Origin of the sequence: Streptomyces sp. NPDC047079 (genome assembly GCF_040643755.1) — a bacterium.
Lineage (GTDB): Bacteria > Actinomycetota > Actinomycetes > Streptomycetales > Streptomycetaceae > Streptomyces.
The window spans coordinates 74,374-91,319 of sequence record NZ_JBEYUZ010000008.1 but is presented as its reverse complement, the minus strand read 5'-3'; the positions used below and the strand labels follow the sequence as shown (position 1 = coordinate 91,319).

General features: G+C 71.9%; 15 protein-coding genes. 5 read left to right on the top strand and 10 right to left on the bottom strand.

Annotated elements, in window-relative coordinates:
* Positions 1–73: 73 nt before the first annotated feature.
* A complete protein-coding gene (locus tag ABZ823_RS13765; RefSeq protein ID WP_361658726.1) occupies positions 74–913 on the top strand; it encodes an RNA polymerase sigma factor SigF in 840 nt (279 codons plus the stop codon).
* 346 nt (positions 914–1,259) lie between these two features.
* On the opposite strand, the gene ABZ823_RS13760 is transcribed toward ABZ823_RS13765, so the two are convergent.
* From ABZ823_RS13760 to ABZ823_RS13750, 3 genes are all read right to left on the bottom strand, one after another.
* The gene (locus ABZ823_RS13760; RefSeq protein ID WP_361658398.1) at positions 1,260–3,641 is read right to left on the bottom strand and encodes an excinuclease ABC subunit UvrA; all 2,382 of its coding nucleotides are present in this window, start codon (positions 3,639–3,641) and stop codon (positions 1,260–1,262) included.
* A gap of 837 nt (positions 3,642–4,478) precedes the next feature.
* Positions 4,479–5,216, bottom strand: a complete 738-nt coding sequence (locus ABZ823_RS13755; protein WP_361658395.1) for a GAF and ANTAR domain-containing protein — start codon at positions 5,214–5,216, stop codon at positions 4,479–4,481.
* 308 nt (positions 5,217–5,524) lie between these two features.
* Positions 5,525–5,932: a BlaI/MecI/CopY family transcriptional regulator gene (locus ABZ823_RS13750; RefSeq protein ID WP_361658392.1), complete on the bottom strand. Its 408-nt coding sequence runs from the start codon at positions 5,930–5,932 to the stop codon at positions 5,525–5,527.
* Between the two features lie 258 nt (positions 5,933–6,190).
* Here ABZ823_RS13750 and ABZ823_RS13745 point away from each other — a divergent pair, with 258 nt between their 5' ends.
* Together ABZ823_RS13745 and ABZ823_RS13740 are read left to right on the top strand one after the other, a co-directional pair.
* Positions 6,191–7,708, top strand: a complete 1,518-nt coding sequence (locus ABZ823_RS13745; RefSeq protein ID WP_361658390.1) for a hypothetical protein — start codon at positions 6,191–6,193, stop codon at positions 7,706–7,708.
* The gene (locus ABZ823_RS13740; protein WP_361658387.1) at positions 7,705–8,679 is read left to right on the top strand and encodes a YbhN family protein; all 975 of its coding nucleotides are present in this window, start codon (positions 7,705–7,707) and stop codon (positions 8,677–8,679) included. The genes ABZ823_RS13745 and ABZ823_RS13740 overlap by 4 nt, the downstream gene beginning before the upstream one ends.
* Positions 8,680–8,725: 46 nt before the next feature.
* On the opposite strand, the gene ABZ823_RS13735 is transcribed toward ABZ823_RS13740, so the two are convergent.
* The 6 genes from ABZ823_RS13735 to ABZ823_RS13710 all read right to left on the bottom strand — a co-directional run bounded on the left by ABZ823_RS13735 (position 8,726) and on the right by ABZ823_RS13710 (position 13,448).
* Positions 8,726–9,391 (bottom strand): DedA family protein, encoded by a 666-nt coding sequence (locus tag ABZ823_RS13735; protein ID WP_361658384.1) that lies wholly within the window; start codon positions 9,389–9,391, stop codon positions 8,726–8,728.
* A gap of 169 nt (positions 9,392–9,560) precedes the next feature.
* Positions 9,561–9,980: a TOBE domain-containing protein gene (locus ABZ823_RS13730; protein WP_361658381.1), complete on the bottom strand. Its 420-nt coding sequence runs from the start codon at positions 9,978–9,980 to the stop codon at positions 9,561–9,563.
* A gap of 116 nt (positions 9,981–10,096) precedes the next feature.
* Positions 10,097–11,188, bottom strand: a complete 1,092-nt coding sequence (locus ABZ823_RS13725; protein ID WP_361658378.1) for an ABC transporter ATP-binding protein — start codon at positions 11,186–11,188, stop codon at positions 10,097–10,099.
* Positions 11,185–12,036, bottom strand: coding sequence for a molybdate ABC transporter permease subunit (gene modB, locus ABZ823_RS13720; protein ID WP_361658375.1), 852 nt, complete (start codon positions 12,034–12,036; stop codon positions 11,185–11,187). Before modB ends, ABZ823_RS13725 begins: the two co-directional genes overlap by 4 nt.
* Entirely contained in the window at positions 12,033–12,875 is an 843-nt protein-coding gene (modA, locus tag ABZ823_RS13715; RefSeq protein ID WP_361658372.1) for a molybdate ABC transporter substrate-binding protein, read from the bottom strand. The genes modB and modA overlap by 4 nt, the downstream gene beginning before the upstream one ends.
* Before the next feature lie 177 nt (positions 12,876–13,052).
* Positions 13,053–13,448: a helix-turn-helix transcriptional regulator gene (locus tag ABZ823_RS13710; protein ID WP_361658369.1), complete on the bottom strand. Its 396-nt coding sequence runs from the start codon at positions 13,446–13,448 to the stop codon at positions 13,053–13,055.
* A gap of 120 nt (positions 13,449–13,568) precedes the next feature.
* On the opposite strand from ABZ823_RS13710, the gene ABZ823_RS13705 reads away from it, so the two are divergent.
* Positions 13,569–14,156, top strand: coding sequence for a hypothetical protein (locus ABZ823_RS13705; protein WP_361658366.1), 588 nt, complete (start codon positions 13,569–13,571; stop codon positions 14,154–14,156).
* Positions 14,157–14,195: 39 nt separating this feature from the next.
* The gene (locus tag ABZ823_RS13700; RefSeq protein WP_361658364.1) at positions 14,196–14,960 is read left to right on the top strand and encodes a YcnI family protein; all 765 of its coding nucleotides are present in this window, start codon (positions 14,196–14,198) and stop codon (positions 14,958–14,960) included.
* A 170-nt stretch (positions 14,961–15,130) separates the two neighbouring features.
* On the opposite strand, the gene ABZ823_RS13695 is transcribed toward ABZ823_RS13700, so the two are convergent.
* The gene (locus ABZ823_RS13695) at positions 15,131–16,807 is read right to left on the bottom strand and encodes a hypothetical protein (RefSeq protein ID WP_361658724.1); all 1,677 of its coding nucleotides are present in this window, start codon (positions 16,805–16,807) and stop codon (positions 15,131–15,133) included.
* Positions 16,808–16,946: the final 139 nt, after the last annotated feature.

Genomic DNA, 16,946 nt, shown 5'->3' with positions numbered 1-16,946 from the left:
CCGCCGGGGTATGCGCGTGTTCGCCGGACGATGGACCGGCGAACACGAGGCCGATCGACTGGGAGGGCGCATGATGGCGACGACCACGCAGACCGCTGGGCAGACGGTGGACCTTCCGGAGGTCGCGGACCCTTCCAAGGTCGCGCCCAAGGACGCGCGGGAGTTGTCGAAGCTGTTCTTCGACCAGTTGGCGGTGCTGGAGGAGGGCACGCCCGCGTACCAGTACGCGCGCAACACGCTGATCGAGATGAACATGTCCCTGGTCCGCTACGCGGCAGGCCGGTTTCGCAGCCGGGGGCCCGAGGAGATGGAGGACATCGTCCAGGTCGGCATGATCGGGCTCATCAAGGCGATCGACCGGTTCGAGTTGTCGCGCGAGGTCGAGTTCACCTCTTTCGCCGTGCCGTACATCGTGGGGGAGATCAAGCGGTTCTTCCGCGACACGTCCTGGGCCGTGCACGTCCCGCGTCGGCTCCAGGAAGCCCGCGTCCAACTCGCCCGTGCCAACGAGGAACTGCGCAGCCGACTGGGCCGGACACCGACGATCAAAGAGCTGTCCGAGCTGATGAGCCTTCCGGAGGACGAGGTCGTCGAGGCCCAGCTGGCCTCCAACGGCTACAAGTCGGCCTCCCTGGACGCGGCGATCAACGGCAGCGAGGACGGTGAGGCCGCGCTGGCGGACTTCATCGGCGACGAGGACGCCGCCCTCGGCCTGATCGAGGACTTCCACGCCCTCGCCCCGATGATCGCCGAACTCGATGAACGCGATCGCAAGATCATCCACTGGCGGTTCGTCGAGGAACTCACCCAGGCCCAGATCGGCGAACGTCTCGGAGTCTCCCAGATGCACGTCTCGCGGCTCATCACCCGCCTCCTGGCCCGCCTGCGCGAAGGCATGCTCAGCGCCACCTGAGGGTCGGAGATCCGGCACCCGGACGGCAGCCCGGTGTCCTCCCGGCGCCAGGGCAGACACCGAGCGTCGTGCCTCACTGCGCGAGGTTCTGTCAACCGCGGCATCGAGCGGTCCTGCCGACCTGCCGCCGCTACGGCATCTGCGTCCTGGTGAACAACGACGCCCGCATGACGACGACCGTCCTCTTCGGTTGATCCGCTGGGGCGGCTCGCCGCCGCCGGCGCACGGTGCGCGCCGTTGACACTCGCTGGCTGCGGTGCTCCACCCGAAGCTGGTGGTGCGGAGGACCGGCGGGCCGCCGCGTCAGGCGGCGGCCCGCCGGCTCCGTCGAGGAGCTGGGCTTCGGTCAGATGCCGACGTAGGCCGCGAGGTGCTCGCCGGTGAGGGTGGAGCGGGCGGCGACGAGGTCGGCGGGCGTGCCCTCGAAAACGATCCGGCCGCCGTCGTGACCGGCGCCCGGGCCGAGGTCGACGATCCAGTCGGCGTGCGCCATGACCGCCTGGTGGTGCTCGATGACGATGACCGACTTGCCGGAGTCGACGAGCCGGTCGAGCAGGCCCAGCAACTGCTCGACATCGGCGAGATGGAGGCCGGTGGTCGGCTCGTCGAGGACGTAGACGCCGCCCTTCTCGGACATGTGGGTGGCCAGCTTGAGCCGCTGCCGCTCGCCGCCGGACAGCGTGGTGAGCGGCTGGCCGAGGGTGAGGTAGCCGAGCCCGACGTCGGCGAGCCGCTCCAGGATGCGGTGCGCGGCCGGAGTGCGTGCCTCGCCGGCGCCGAAGAACTCCTCCGCCTCGGTCACCGACATCGCGAGCACCTCGCTGATGTCGCGGCCGCCGAGGTGGTGGTCGAGCACCGAAGCCTGGAACCGCTTCCCCTCGCACTCCTCGCAGGTGGTGGCGACACCGGCCATCATCGCCAGGTCGGTGTAGATGACGCCGGCGCCGTTGCAGGTGGGGCAGGCGCCCTCGGAGTTGGCGCTGAACAGCGCCGGCTTCACGCCGTTGGCCTTCGCGAACGCCTTGCGGATCGGGTCGAGCAGTCCGGTGTACGTCGCCGGGTTGCTCCGCCGCGAGCCGCGGATGGCGCCCTGGTCGATCGACACCACACCCGCGCCGGCGGGGACCGAGGCGTGCACCAGCGAGCTCTTGCCGGAGCCCGCGACGCCGGTGACGACGACGAGCACCCCGAGCGGGATGTCGACATCGACGTCGCGCAGGTTGTTCGCCGTCGCGCCGTGGATCTCGAGCGTGCCGGTGGGTTTGCGCACCGTCTCCTTGAGGGAGGCCCGGTCGTCGAGATGGCGGCCGGTGAGGGTGTCGCCGGCCCGCAGCCCTTCGACGGTGCCCTCGAAGCAGACGGTGCCGCCCGCCGTGCCGGCGCCGGGGCCGAGGTCGACGACGTGGTCGGCGATCGCGATCATCTCCGGCTTGTGTTCCACGACGAGCACCGTGTTGCCCTTGTCCCGCAGCCGCAGCAGCAGGTTGTTCATCCGCTGGATGTCATGGGGGTGCAGGCCGGTCGTGGGCTCGTCGAAGACGTAGGTGACGTCGGTGAGCGAGGAGCCGAGGTGGCGGATCATCTTGACGCGCTGTGCCTCGCCGCCCGACAGCGTGCCCGACGGCCGGTCGAGCGAGAGGTAGCCGAGACCGATCTCCGTGAACGAGTCGAGGGTGTGCTGAAGCTTGCCGAGCAGCGGCGCCACCGACGGCTCGTCGAGGCCGCGGATCCAGTCGGCCAGGTCGCTGATCTGCATCGCGCAGGCGTCGGCGATGCTGATCCCCTTGATCTTCGACGACCGGGCCCCCTCGCTGAGCCGGGTCCCCTCGCACTCCTGACAGGTGGTGAAGGTGACCGCCCGGTCCACGAACTCCCGGATGTGCGGCTGCATCGCCTCCCGGTCCTTGGAGAGCATCGACTTCTGGATCCGCGGGATCAGACCCTCGTAGGTCATGTTGATGCCCGCGATCTTCATCCTGGTCGGCTCGCGGTGCAGGAAGTCGTGCAGCTCCTTCTTGGTGTACTCGCGGATCGGCTTGTCGGGGTCGTAGAAACCCGACTCGCTGTAGAGCCGGTAGTTCCAGCCGCCCGCCTTGTAGCCGGGGATGGTGAGCGCCCCCTCGGCGAGCGACTTGGAGTCGTCGTAGAGCTGGGAGAGGTCGAGGTCGGTGACCGTGCCCCGGCCCTCGCAACGCGGACACATGCCGCCGGTGCGGGTGTAGGTCGCTTTCACGGCCGTGCCGTTACCGCGCTCGACCGTGATCGCGCCGCTCGCGCGCACCGAGGGCACGTTGAAGGCGAACGCGCCGGGCGGGCCGATGTGCGGCTGCCCGAGCCGGCTGAAGAGGATGCGCAGCATCGCGTTGGCGTCGGTGGCGGTGCCGACCGTGGAGCGGGGGTCGGCACCCATCCGCTCCTGGTCGACGATGATCGCGGTCGTCAGGCCTTCGAGTACGTCGACCTCGGGCCGCGCCAGCGTCGGCATGAAACCCTGCACGAAGGCGCTGTAGGTCTCGTTGATCAGCCGCTGCGACTCCGCGGCGATCGTGTTGAACACCAGAGAGCTCTTGCCCGAGCCGGAGACGCCGGTGAACACCGTCAGCCGGCGCTTCGGGATCTCGATGCTGACGTCCTTGAGGTTGTTCTCGCGTGCGCCGTGCACGCGGATCAGATCGTGGCTGTCGGCAGCGTGCGGCGCGGGCGACTGCGTGTCCGTCCTCGGGGCCATGCTCTTCGTGTCTCCATCTGTTGCGCGGGCCGCCTGTGCGGTCTCCGGCCGGCGTCGCGTGTCTCGATCTGACCAGCTTCGAGCAGTACGTCCGGTTCTCTTGTGTCGGCTTCTTCTTCGTCGGCGCGGGTCGAGCTCGGCGCAGGGACCTCGAGGCGCCCCCACGCCGCTTGGACCGTGGAGCCCGTGGTCCCGGCCATGCGGCGCGCCCGGCGAGGCGTCAGACCAACCAGCGGCCGGGGCCCATCCGCTCACGGTCAGGCATCTCGCTCACCTCGCGCCAAGCCTGGCCGGGGCGTGGGGGGATACGGAACCGGCGGTACGGCCTGGCCAGCGTAGCGGGTCGGAGCCGGGAGGAAGAGTGAGGTCCATGGCGGTTACGGTAGGCGCGACTGAGGAGCAGGCGCTTCTCGATTCCTGACCGGTTCCATCAACGCGTGCGGGCTGCTGCTACTGACGCGTTCTCTGCCGGATGTCGGGTAGAAATCCTTGTCGGTTCCGGCGGGCACCGTGGTCTGGATCACATGCCGTGAATTGAGCGGAGTCCCCTGTCGGTTTACCCCCGCATGACGACCCGGACCTGCTGGACGAAGGGGGCACGCCCCACTCCCTGGAGGCAGTGGGGGGAGGACAGGCCCGCCGTCATGGCGGCCTGAACCGCTCCCGTACGGCGGTGTCGGTGCCGACCCGAAGCGGTCGGCACCGAGGCCCGATGCGAAGCGCCTCCCGCCGGGTACTCACCTCACCTGGTCGGCGGCGGACGTCGTAGGGTCCGCGCTCTCATCGGCGACTCGGTGGTGTGCGCGTCCGCCTCCCGGTGGATCTGTGCAGGGGCGGTCAGGGCCGGGGACGCAGGGGCGGCTGCTGCTCGGGCGGTTGCCCGCCCAGGTCGGTGAGCAGGCGGGCGCAGACCTCGCGCAGTTTGCTGTTGGTCTGCTGGGACAGGGCGCGCAGGACGGCGAACGCCTGGTCGGCGGTGCAGTGCCGCTGCTGCATGGTCGCGCCGATGGCCTGGTCGATGACGGCGCGTGACTGCAAGGCGTTCTGGAGGTCACGTGTGAAGTCCTCCGCGTCGGCCAGGCGCTGGGCCAGGGCGATGCCCCCTCCGGCCTGTGCCGCGAACTGGGCCAGCACACTCTCGTCCCGGCGGGTGAAGCAACCCGCCCCGGCGCTGTAGAAGTTGAGGGCGCCGACGGTGTGGGCGTGCACCGGGATCGGCAGGGAGAGGCAGGAGCGGACGCCCAGGGACACCGCGAAGGAGGGGTAGGACCCCCAGCGGCCTTCGTCGAGCAGGTCCGCCGAGTGCACCACCTGCCCGGTGCGCAGGGCTTGCAGACAGGGTCCGTCGTCCTGCCCGTACTGCTTTTCGTCCAGCTTGTCGGCCACATCGCCGGTGCTGACCACGGTCAGGGGCCGGTGACTGCGTTGCAGGGTGACACCGCAGCCCTCGGCGGCGGGGACGGTCCGGACCGCGTCCTCGACCAGATGCTGCAGAAAGTCGCGCAGGGAAGCGGTCTCCAGCAGCCACTCCACCACCGGCACCACGCGGTGACCGTCGGCACCCTGTAGGAGCATCACGTCTCACCTTCCTCACCTCGATCCCGGCCTCGGCCGAGCGCTTGGTCTCCTCACCTTGTGCTCGTCTCTTCGTATGCCCGGACCATGCGCGACCGCACGTCACCCGGGACCGTACGGAGTGTGGCGCTGCTCCCACGCTGACGACGCTTTCACTCCGCCCTGGGGGAAGGGTGTGCGTGACGTCGTTCGATTCCCTCGTGTGGTGAACGGTGGCCCTGCCGGGGGATTGATCACCGTGCGATTGACGGGGTGTCAGATCCGCCGTGGTCCGTGAAGGCGAGGGAGGGGGAGGGGGACCTCGGTTCTCAGGGGGTGCCCCCGCCGGGGTGCCGGTGCACACCCCCGCCCAGGAGATCGCGCAGGGCCTGCTCCTCCGCGGGGCTCAGTCCGGTCACGAACTGCTGGAGCGTGGCGATCGGGTCCGGTCCGCGGTCGAGGGCCTCGCGCATGGCCTCGGCGGTGAACTCGGCCGCGTTCTTCGCGGGCCGGTACGCGCCGCGCCGTCCGTCCACGTCACGCAGCACAAGTCCCTTGTCGTACAGGCGTTTGAGGATCGTGTGGACGGTGTTGTAGGCGAGGCCGCCGCCGATCTCGGTCTGGATCTCGGCCGGTGTCAGCGCCCGCTCGGTGGCCCAGAGTGTGGCGAGTACCTCGCTCTCCAGCTCGCCGGCGCTGCGTCGTTCCGCCCTGCCCTGGGGGCCTGTGCCAGCCATGCCCGCAACCTTACAGCGCGTAGGGAAGTGGCAGGGGTGGCAGTGGGGGCGGCCGGTGGTGAGCGCGGATCACCCGTTCGGCGGAGTGCGATCCGCGTGTGGCCGGTGTGGCGAGCCGTCTCGCCCTGCGGCGTCTCACTGCGCGGGTTTAACTTGTCCGTGTTTTACCGACTTCATTCCCGACTTTCGCCGTCGACTCGACCCTACGGCTTGTAGGGTGGGAGCCCCTACGGTTTGTAGGGAAGTGAGGGGTGGGCCGTGACCAGCAGCTCGAACATCACACTCGCAGGAGTCCGCCGGCTCGCGGGGCCCTCGGTCGCCGGTTCGTCATGGCGCGACCCCGGTCAGAGCCTGATCGCCGTGGTCGCGGGCGCCTTCACGCTGGCTCAGCTCGTCCTTGTACGGCCGGGGATGGGGCTCGGCTGGGACGAGACGGTGTACGTCAGCCAGGTCAGCGCCCACGCCCCCGCCGCGTACTTCAGCGCGCCGCGCGCCCGGGGCATATCGCTCCTGGTCGCGCCCGTCACCTCGTGGTCCTCCTCCACCGCGCTGCTCCGGGCGTATCTGGCAGTGCTGTCCGGCGCCGCCCTGTTTCTCGCCCTGCGTGCCTGGCGGGGTCTCTTCCCGGTCCGGGTGCTCGCGCTCGGCGGTGCCCTGTTCGGGAGCCTGTGGGTCACCCTGTTCTACGGCCCGCAGGTCATGCCCAACTACTGGGTCGCGGTCGGCGCCCTCGCCGGTACCGGCTGTTTCCTGCGCGCCCACGCCGACCGCACCGACCGGGCGCCCGTGTGGGGAGTCGCGGCGAGCGCTGCGCTGATGGCGTGGATGCGGCCCATGGACGCCCTGTGGATCACCACACCCCTGCTGGTCCTGCTGGTGGCCGTACGCCGGTGGCGGTGCCTCGCGCTGCTGTCCGCGCTCGTGGGCGGGCTGACCCTCGGGGCGGCCGAGTGGATCGCCGAGGCGTACGCCGACTACGGGGGGCTCGTGCGGCGCCTGTCCGAGGGCTCCCGGATCCAGGGCGGCCTGGGCTGGGACGTCGCCGTCACCGACCAGCTGCGCAGCCTCGCCGGGCGCGCCCTGTGCCGTCCCTGCACGGGCGCGCTGCCCAACCCGGCGGTGACGGCCTGGTGGTTCACGCTGCCCCTGTTCGCCTTGCTCGCGGCGATCGTCGCGGTCGGGGCCCGGCGCCCGGCCCGCACCCTAGTGCCGCTGGCCTGCGCGGCGACGGCGGCCCTCCCCTATCTCTTCCTGATCGGATACGCCGCGCCACGGTTCCTGCTCCCCGCCTACGCCCTGCTCGCGATCCCGGTCGCCGACGCCCTCCTCCACCTGGTGACCGCACCGGACGGCCGGTGGCGGCCCGTCATGGCGACGCTCGTGGCGCTCGGGCTGGCCGGCCATCTGGCGGTGCAGTACGCGGTGCTGCACCGCACCGTGGCCCGCACCACCGCCGACCGCCACGGCTGGTCCCGCACCGCCGCCGAACTGCACCGGTTGGGCGTCCGGCCGCCCTGCCTGCTGACCGGGAACGAGTCCGTCCCCATCGCCTTCTACACCGGCTGCTCCTCGGCGGCGACCAGCGGCAGCAACGCCAACAGCACCGCCGCCGACATCGCGCGGGCCGCACAGCGCATGCCCGTCGCCCACCTCGGCACGCCCACGGGCCGCCCGCCGTCGTACACCCACGGCTGGCCCGCCCACTCCTTCGACGGCATCCGTCTGTACATCGCCCCCAGGACCGCACCGTCGACGGCCGTGGGCGGACACGGATGACCCCGCCGACGACCACGCAGACGCCCCCCGACGCCCCGGAGACGGCTCCCGCCCGGACCAGGGCCCTGCATGCCCGCGCCCCCTGGCACGCCGCCGTCACCCTCGTGGTGCTGGTGTGCACCGCGTTGCTCGCCCGGCGCCACTGGCCCGTGATCGAGGCCGGCGCCGCCCGGCTCGCGGGCGCCGACCCGGGCTGGCTGCTCCTCGGGGCGACGGCCGCGGCGTCGACCTGGGCCTGCTCGGCCGTCGCCCAGCAGGGCGCGGTGGCCGAGGCGCTGCCCGGTGGCCGGCTGGTGGCGGCGCAGTTCGCCGCGTCCGCCGCCAACCATGTGCTGCCCGCGGGCGTCGGCGCAGGCGCCGTCAATCTGCGCTTTCTGACCCGCTGCGGACTGTCCGTGCCCCGCTCGGCGACCGCCCTCGCGGTCAAGGCCACCGTCGGGGGCGTGACCCGGGGCGCGCTGATCGCCGTCCTCGCCCTCGCCGGACCCGGGCTGCTGCGGATACCACGTGTCTCCGTGGCCGTCGTGGTGGCGGCGCTCCTGGCGACCGCCGCACTCCCGCTGCTGTGGCTGTCCGGATCGCTGCGGCGAGCCGTGCGAGCCGTGTCGGCGGACGTGCGGGCCCTGCATCGGCTACCCGGGCGGGCAGCCGCCCTGTGGGGCGGATCGCTGGCCTTCTCCTCGCTGCACGCGCTGGTGGTCGTCGCGGTCACCCGCTCCCTCGGCCTGCCCCTGCCACCGGAGCGGGTGGCACTGGCCTACCTCGCGGCGAGCAGCGCGGCCGTTCTGCTGCCCACCCCCGGCGGCATCGGGTCCCTCGACGCCGCGCTCGCGCTCGCGCTCAAGCTCGCCGGAGTCCCCGGCAGCGCGGCGGCTTCCGTGGTCCTCGGCTACCGGCTGCTGACCGTGTGGCTGCCGCTCGTCCCCGGTCTCGTGGTGCTCGGCGTGCTGATGCGGCGCAAGGCGCTGTGATCCCCGCGGGTTCCAGGGACCGCAAGGCGCACATCCGAGGCGTACGTCATCCGCGGGCACCCGCCTTCGCGGCCCGGCGGGAGCGCAGGAGCTCCAGGGCGAGCGGGATCAGCGAGACCACGACGATCAGCGCGATCATCGGGAGCAGGTACTTGTCGACGTTCGGCACCGAGGAGCCGAGCGCGTACCCGGCGAGGGTGAGGCCGAGGCTCCATACCAGGCCGCCGGCCACCTGCCAGAGGGTGAAGGTGCGCGCGGGCACGTGCAGCGCGCCGGCCATCGGGTTCAGCACCGTGCGCACTACGGGGACGAAGCGGGCCAGGACGATCGCCTTCGCGTGTCCGTACCGGTCGAGGAGCTCCTCGGCGCGCTGAGCGCCTTCCTTCAGCCGGGCCGAGCGGCTGCGGGCGAGCAGCGCGCCACCCGCCTTGCGCCCGATGAGATAGCCGCACTGGGATCCGGCGAGCGCGCCCACGGCCGCCGCGACGAGCAGCGCGGGCAGCGACAGATGCACCCCGTGCCGGCCCGAGCCGGTGCACAGCAGGCCCGCCGTGAACAGCAGGGAGTCGCCGGGCAGGAAGAAGCCGATGAGCAGGCCCGTCTCGGCGAACATCACGATGCCGACGCCGAGCACGCCGAAGGCCGCGAGCAGGGACTGGGCGTCCAGCACGTTCACGGCGAGCTGCGCTCCCTGTGACAGGGGTGTGGCCATCGTCGCGAGCCTTTCACGGGGGCCGGGTGCGGCACTGCGCCACCCGGCGGCTGACTGCAAATCTGTAGACCGTCTACTGAACTGTAGACGATAGTGGGGTGGCGAACGTTCCCGCCATCACCGGTACAGGTGACCGCCGCCGTATCCGCGCGGGTGCCGCCCTCCGGGATCAGGCCGTCGCGAGGGAGATCTCCGTCGACTTGATCAGGGCGACGACCGAGGAGCCGGGCGCCAGGCCGAGGTCCTCCGCGGCGATCCTCGTGATCACGGCCGTGAGTGTGCCGCCCACGACGGAGACCTTGACCGATGCCATGGCGCCGCCCGTGGAGACACGGTCGACGGTCCCCGGCAACTGGTTCCGGATGGAGACGTTCTCCACCGCCGTGGTGGCGAGCGCGACCTCCGTCGACTTGATCAGCACGTGCACGGAGGCGCCCGGGGCGAGATCCAGCTCGTCGACGGCCTCCGCGGTGATCGCGGCGGTGATGTCCTGGCCCCCGGCCAGTCTCACCTTGACGGCCGCCATGACCTCACCCGGGGTGACGGTCGTCACGGTGCCGGCAAGCTGGTTGCGGATGCTCAGGTTCATGAGTGCGCCTCGAGGAACAGGGGAAAACGCCGGGTTCTGTTCCTATGCTGAGCCAGCGGCGGCCGAATTCCCTCGCCACAGGCGCGTGGCGTGTCAGGCCGCACCCGCGTGGCGTGTCAGGCCGGATACGTGTGCGTCTGCGCCGCCTTCACGGTCGCCCAGACCGGAGCGCCCGGCTGGAGACCGAGTTCGGCCGCGGCGACGGTGGTCAGGTCCGCCGCCAGGGGCAGCTCACCGGTGAGGTCGATCCGGATCCGGTCACCGTGGGTCTCGAGTCCCGCGACCTCGCAGCGCCACAGATTCCTCGCACTGGAGCCGGCGGGCCGTTCCCGGTACAGGGTCACCGCGCCCGGCGGGAACGCCACGAAGACGGGCCCCGACAGAGCCTCGTCGGTCGTGACCCCGGGACCGGCGTCGAGCCGTACGGAGTGTCCCTCGGCCACGCCCCGGTACAGATTGAGCCCCACCAGCCGGGCGATGTAGTCGGTGCGCGGATGGCGGGCGATGTCCGACGGCGTGCCCTCCTGGACCACCCGGCCGTGCTCCACGACCACCAGCCGGTCGGCGAGGACCATGGCGTCGAGCGGGTCGTGGGTCACGAGCACCGCCACCGCCTCGAACTCGGCGAGGTGACGTCGCAGCCCGGCCCTCACCTTGAGCCGGGTGCGGGCGTCGAGCGCGGCGAGCGGCTCGTCCAGCAGCAGCAACCGGGGGCTCGTGGCCAGTGCCCGGGCAAGCGCGACCCGCTGGGCCTGGCCGCCGGACAGCCGCCGCGGCTTGGCGCCGGCGTGGTCGGCGAGGCCCATGCGCTCCAGCCACCCGGTGGCGACCTCCCGCGCCCGGGCCTTGGACGCGCCTCGACAGCGCGGTCCGAAGGCCACGTTGTCCAGGGCGGTCAGATGCGGGAAGAGCAGGTAGTCCTGGAAGACGACGCCCACGGGACGCGACTCGGGCGGCGTACGGTCCAGCGCGGCGCCGTCGAGCCGCAGATGACCGCCGGAGAGCGGGACGAGCCCCGCCAGGGCCCGCAGGGCGGTGGTCTTGCCGGCGCCGTTGGGCCCGAGCACCGCGACGACGTCTCCGGGCGCCGCGGCCAGCGTGACATCGAGCCGGAAGGAGCCGCGCTCGACGACGATGTGCGCGTCCAGGCCCTGACTCCCCGCATCGGCGGAGGCGGGACGGACGGAGGACCGGTCCGTATGGGTCATGACGCCGTCATCCAACGGTCCCGCAGTCCCGCCAGGACCGCGATCGACACGGCCAGCAGCACCAGGCTCAGGGCGATCGCCGCCGCAGGGTCGTTCTGGAGCGCCAGGTACACGGCCAGCGGCATCGTCTGGGTACGGCCGGGGAAGTTGCCCGCGAAGGTGATCGTGGCCCCGAACTCGCCCAGCGCCCGCGCCCACGCGAGCACGGCTCCGGCCGCGATGCCCGGCGCGACCAGCGGCAGCGTGACCCGCCGGAAAGCGGTGAAACGGGAGGCGCCGAGCGTCGTGGCGGCCTCCTCGTAGCGCGGGTCGGCGGCCCGAAGCGTCCCCTCCACACTGATGACCAGGAACGGCATCGCCACGAACGCCTCCGCCACCACCACCCCGGCCGTGGTGAAAGGCAGCGTGACCCCGAACCACGCGTCCAGCCACCGCCCCACGACCCCGTTGCGCCCGAGCGCCAGCAGCAGTGCCACACCGCCCACCACCGGGGGCAGCACGAGCGGCAGGGTCACCAGGGCCCGCACCAGGCCCCGCCCCGGGAAGTCCGTACGAGCCAGCAGCCACGCCAGGGGGACGCCCAGCACCAGGCTCACCGCGGTGGCGGCGGTCGCGCTCACCAAGGACAGCTGGAGCGCCTGCCACACCTGTGTGCTCGTCAGCTGGGCCGGCAGGGAGCGCCACGGGGCCCGCAGCAGCAGGGCCACCAGCGGCAGCAGCAGGAACACCAGGCCGGCCAGCGCAGGCAGCAGCAACGGCAGCGGCACCCCCGGACGGCGGACACGCCCGCGCCGCGAGCCGTCCGTGAGGGTGCCGGCCGCGGCGTCGGAGGTGCCGGAACGGGTCACGGCTGGAGGAACCCGGCCTCGGTCAGGACACTGCGGCCCTCGGCGGACCGCACCAGCGCGATGAACTCCTTGGCCGTCTCGGCGTTGGGCGCGTTCTTGAGCAGGGTGATCGGGTAGTCGTTGACGGCCTTGGCCGACTCGGGGAAGGGCACGCCCTGCACCTTGTCACCCGCCGCCTTCACATCGGTCTTGTAGACGACCGCCGCGTCGGCCTCCTTCAGCTCCACCTTCGTCAGGGCGCCCTTGACGTCCTGTTCGTACGACACCGGCGTGAGCTTCAGCTTGCTCGCGTCGAGTGCCTTCTGCGCCGCGGCGCCGCAGGGGACGGTCTTGTCGCACAGCACCACCTTCATACCGGACCTGGTGAGGTCCCTCAGGGAGGACATCTTGTGCGGATTGCCGGGCAGGGTGGCGATCTCCAGCTGGTTGCGTACGAAGGTGACCGGGGTGCCGGCCGCGGCTTCGCCGTCCGCCACGATGGCCATGGTCTTGGGGCTGGCCGCGGCGAAGACGTCGGCGGGGGCGCCGCCGGTGATGTTCGCGGCGAGGGTGTCGCTGCCGGCGAAGTTGAAGACGACCTTCGTGCCGGGGTGCTCCTTCTCGAACTCCTTGCCCAGGGTCGTGAAGCTCTCCTTGAGGGAGGCGGCGGCGAAGACGGTGACCGTGCCGGACAGCTTCGGCGACGAGGACGCCGCTGAGCCCGGCTTCGTGGCGGATCCGGAGCCGGATCCGGAGCCGGAGCCGGTCGAGGAGGAGCAGGCACTCAGGGCCAGCAGCGCGGCGGCCCCCGCACCGGCCACCTGAAGCGTCCGACGGGTTCGGCGCGCGGAACGGGTCATCACGGGTCCACTCCCTCTGTGCGTCGCGGGAGAGATCCCCGGACCCCTCCGATACGCCGATCATTCTGACGCAGATGCTATCCGTATGTCTTCAGTCGCATCGCATGGGCTAGTCGAATCAGGGGTGGAGGTGCGCATGTGCGTCCCTACGGGCCTGCCTGTGCGGTGGCGCGGGTGTCACGTGCGGTCGATGTGTACGTTTGTCGACTTCACTCGGGCGGTGGCCTCCACCCCGACCTCCAGGCCGAGTTCCTCCACCGCCTCCCGGGTCAGCAGCGAGACCAAGCGGTGCGGACCCGCCTGGATCTCCACCTGGGCGGCCACGTCGCCGAGCTTCACGGCGGTGACGATCCCCGGGAAGGCGTTGCGGGCGGAGGTGTACGAGGGGGCGTCCTCCTCGCCGGTGCCGCCCGCGAGCTCCACCGAGAACGCGGCCAGGTCCTTGCCGTCGATGACCCGGCGGCCGATCTCGTCGCGATGGGTCGCCATCCGGCCCGCGTCCGCCCAGCGCCGCGCGGTGTCCGGGCTCACCCCCAGCAGACGGGCGGCCTGCCCGATTGTGTAGGACTGCATGGGCGCCACGATAGGCGCCCCCGTCGCCCCGGCCGCAACACACCCCCGACGGCCCCTCGGCGCGCCCGGATCTGCGAAAACGGCGTGACCCCCTCCGCACGCATGGCAGGATCCCACCCCATGGACGTGTCCTGGGCGATGCGGAGCGTGCGCGCGGCGGTGTTCGCCGTCGTGTGCGTGCTGCTCGCCGCCGGGGGACACACGCTGGCCACGGGCGCGGTGCCGGCGGTGTGGGTGGACGTGGCCGGATTTCTGCCCGTCTTCGCGGGCAGCGCGCTGCTCGCCGGGCGTGAGCGTTCCCTCCTCGGCATCGGCCTCGCGATGGTCCTTGTGCAGGGCGGGCTCCACCTCGCCTTCGACGCGGGCGGGCCGCCGGATGCGGCGATGCCCATGCCCGGCATGCCTCACGGGATGCACATGGCCGCCCAGCCGCACGTCATGACCTCGCACGCCGTCGCCGCGCACCTGGTCGCCGCGCTCGTCGCCTCCTGGTGCCTACGGCGCGGCGAGGCCGCCCTGTGGTCGCTGCTGCGCAAGGCCGTGGCCTTCGTCCCGCGCCTCGTCGCCTGGTGGGGCACGGCGCCCCTGCCCGAGTACGCCGGACTGGCGCGCCCCCGCGCGCACCGGCGCCGCCTCCTGCGGCAGGCGCTGCTCCGCCACGCCGTGTCCCGGCGCGGACCGCCCCCGGCTGCCCCGTACACCATCTGACCCCCCAACACCGAGCACACGTACGGAGCACCACCACCCATGTCCCCCATGCGTACCACCCTGCGCCGCGCCGTCACCGTCGCGGCCCTCACCGCCGCCGGTGTCCTCGCCGCGGCAGGCGCGGCCTTCGCGCATGTCACCGTCCACCCCGAGAGCTACGCCAAGGGCGCCACCGACGGTGTGCTGACCTTCCGCGTACCCAACGAGGAGGACACCGCCGCGACCACCAAGGTGCAGGTCTTCCTGCCCACCGATCACCCGGTGCTGGGCGTGCTGGTCACCCCCGAGGCCGGCTGGACCGCGCAGGTGACCACCACCAAACTCAAGACGCCGGTCAAGACGGACGACGGCACCATCACCGACGCCGTCTCCGAGATCACCTGGACCGGCGGGCGCATCCGGCACGGCCAGTACCAGGACTTCCACGTCGCCTTCGGCCAACTCCCCGGCAACGCCGACCAGCTGACCTTCAAGACGCTGCAGACCTACTCCGACGGCAATGTCGTCCGCTGGATCGAGCAGACCCCGAAGGGCGGCGACGAGCCGGAGAATCCGGCGCCGGTCCTCCATCTGACGGCCGAGGGAGCGCCCGAGGCGTCGGCGGAGGGCAGCGCGTCGACGGCGGCCCCGTCCGGCGGCGGCACCGCCGGGAAGTCGGGCGACGCCGCCACGAAGACCGCCTCCGCCGACGACTCCACCGCACGCGGGCTCGGCGTCGCGGGCCTGGCCGTCGGCGTGCTGGGCCTGGCCGCCGCGGGCTTCGCGCTCGCCCGCGGCCGTGGCCGCAGCTCCGCCTCCCAGTAGCCGGATCCCCGTCCCGCCGCCGTCAGTGCCTGTCGGCGGCGGGACGGGCAGTGCACCGCGCCGGCAGGTGCACCATCGACGGCCACCGGGTCTGCGCGGCCGTCGAAGCCATCGGTGAGCCCGAGGCCGTACGTGCCTGCGGCGACGCTTGAGCAGGTGCCCTGACGGTGTCAGCCCGAACGTTTCGAAGGCGCCTGCTCGCGCTCCAGGCGGATGTCCTGGCTCGACAAGGTCATCGGTGACGCGGAGAAGGCGCGCAGCCGGATACGGATGCCCTTCTTGGGGATCACGAAGCGGCCGCCCGGGGCCTGGATCCGGTAGGTGGCCGTCGTATGACCGGCGAGGGACGAGGGGCCGTCGAGCACCTTCCAGTAGCGGCTCATGCCCTGCCCGGTGGTCACCGTGAAGTGGGGCTCCAGGGCCGCCTCACCTCGGTTGGCGACCCGGACCCTGAGCGTCTCGACCGTCAGGGGCGTCCGGGAGGCGGCGGCAGCGCGCATGTGCAGCGGCGGTGTGCCGGTCGCCGCCACGGCCACGGCCACCAGGGACGGGGCCACCAGGGCGCCCGTCAGCACCATGCGGGCCACCCTCCGTCCAGGCAGCAGCCTGGGCTGCCAGGCGGTGGTGAAGGCCGTGGGCGGCACGGTGACGGCTGCCGCCAGCCACAGCGGCGTCATCAGCAGGTAGTAGCCGTCCTGCGAGCGGGTGGCGAAGAAGAAGGCGCACCACGGCAGCACGGTCGCGGCCGGTCCCAGCCGGCGCACGAACAGCACGAACAGCGCCAGCAGCCCCGCCGCCAGCAGCATGCTGGCGTGCGAGTACCAGGTCAGCCGGTCGCTGCCGTCGGTGTAGTACAGGGAGATGCCCACCAGGCCCTGGCCGTGGATGACCGCGCCCTGCGTGATCGGCAGCGCGACGCCCGATATCCAGGTGCGTGGCTCGCTCACGATGAAATACGCGTTGATCAGCAGCCAGGTTCCGGTGGCTATGCCCGCGATGCGTCCCACGGCCAGGGCGGCCCCACGCGCGCCCAGCTCCCCCCGGCGTATCGCGTAGACCCCGGCCAGCAGGAACGGCGTGAGGAACCACGGCAGTTGCTGGGCGGCGCAGGCCGCGCCCAGACACGCGGCCCGTGCCCAGTCGGCCGGGCCGCCCGCGCCCATCCGCGTCCACCGCATCACGACGGGAATCAGCAGGGCGAGCGCGACGACCGCCGGGTAGCCGAGCCGGGCGTATGCCGGGACCATGCCGAAGCCGAGGCACACCATGGTGGCCGCGGAGCGCCACGGCGTCGGCAGCATCTTCCACATGACGATCGCGCCGAGCGCCATCGCGGTCGTGGTGACCAGGGTCTCCGGCACCGCGCCGTGGCCGAGCCAGAGCAGGGGCGCGGTCAGCAGGGCGGTCAGCGGCGGGTAGCCGTAGGTGTAGTCGTAGCCGCCCGTCACCGTCGGGGTGTAGGCGATACCGTGGCCGAACAGCCAGGGCCACGGCTGCCCGTACACCGGGTGGCCGTGTATCAGTTCACGGGCGGCCTGCGTGGTGAGGATCGACTCGTCGCTGAAGTTGTGCTTCACGGACAGGGCGCAGTAGGCGAGCGTGACCGCCGTCACCAGGACGACGAGGTCGAGCCGCGCCAGCGACCGGCTGCGCCGCACCACCAGCGTCAGGACGCCGGTGACCAGGATCGACGCGTAGCAGAGGGAGATGATCGCGGCGACCACCGGCTTGTGGCTGGCGGCGGAGGACCACACCGCGCGCGTGCCGATGAACAGGCTGATGTCCGCGAGCAGCGTCAGGACGCGATGCCACTGCGCGGGAGTCTGATCCGGCTCGTCCGGCGCCATCAGGGGGCGCAGACGTGTCCATCGGCCGCTTGTCGCGGACCTCACTTCTGCCAGCTGCACGACACGGAACGTAGGGCGGCGGGATGAACGTCGACCCCCTGGAGGTGAAGAGTCCGGTGTGAGCCCAGTAAGAAGTATC

Bases quoted from the DNA above. Each gene is read 5' to 3' on its own strand.
- ABZ823_RS13765 (WP_361658726.1), top strand. From the start codon at position 74: ATGGCGACGACCACGCAGACCGCTGGGCAGACGGTGGACCTTCCGGAG.
- ABZ823_RS13760 (WP_361658398.1), bottom strand. From the start codon at position 3,641: ATGGCCCCGAGGACGGACACGCAGTCGCCCGCGCCGCACGCTGCCGAC.
- ABZ823_RS13755 (WP_361658395.1), bottom strand. From the start codon at position 5,216: ATGCTCCTACAGGGTGCCGACGGTCACCGCGTGGTGCCGGTGGTGGAG.
- ABZ823_RS13750 (WP_361658392.1), bottom strand. From the start codon at position 5,932: ATGGCTGGCACAGGCCCCCAGGGCAGGGCGGAACGACGCAGCGCCGGC.
- ABZ823_RS13740 (WP_361658387.1), top strand. From the start codon at position 7,705: ATGACCCCGCCGACGACCACGCAGACGCCCCCCGACGCCCCGGAGACG.
- ABZ823_RS13735 (WP_361658384.1), bottom strand. From the start codon at position 9,391: ATGGCCACACCCCTGTCACAGGGAGCGCAGCTCGCCGTGAACGTGCTG.
- ABZ823_RS13730 (WP_361658381.1), bottom strand. From the start codon at position 9,980: ATGAACCTGAGCATCCGCAACCAGCTTGCCGGCACCGTGACGACCGTC.
- ABZ823_RS13725 (WP_361658378.1), bottom strand. From the start codon at position 11,188: ATGACCCATACGGACCGGTCCTCCGTCCGTCCCGCCTCCGCCGATGCG.
- modA (WP_361658372.1), bottom strand. From the start codon at position 12,875: ATGACCCGTTCCGCGCGCCGAACCCGTCGGACGCTTCAGGTGGCCGGT.
- ABZ823_RS13710 (WP_361658369.1), bottom strand. From the start codon at position 13,448: ATGCAGTCCTACACAATCGGGCAGGCCGCCCGTCTGCTGGGGGTGAGC.
- ABZ823_RS13705 (WP_361658366.1), top strand. From the start codon at position 13,569: ATGGACGTGTCCTGGGCGATGCGGAGCGTGCGCGCGGCGGTGTTCGCC.
- ABZ823_RS13700 (WP_361658364.1), top strand. From the start codon at position 14,196: ATGTCCCCCATGCGTACCACCCTGCGCCGCGCCGTCACCGTCGCGGCC.
- ABZ823_RS13695 (WP_361658724.1), bottom strand. From the start codon at position 16,807: ATGGCGCCGGACGAGCCGGATCAGACTCCCGCGCAGTGGCATCGCGTC.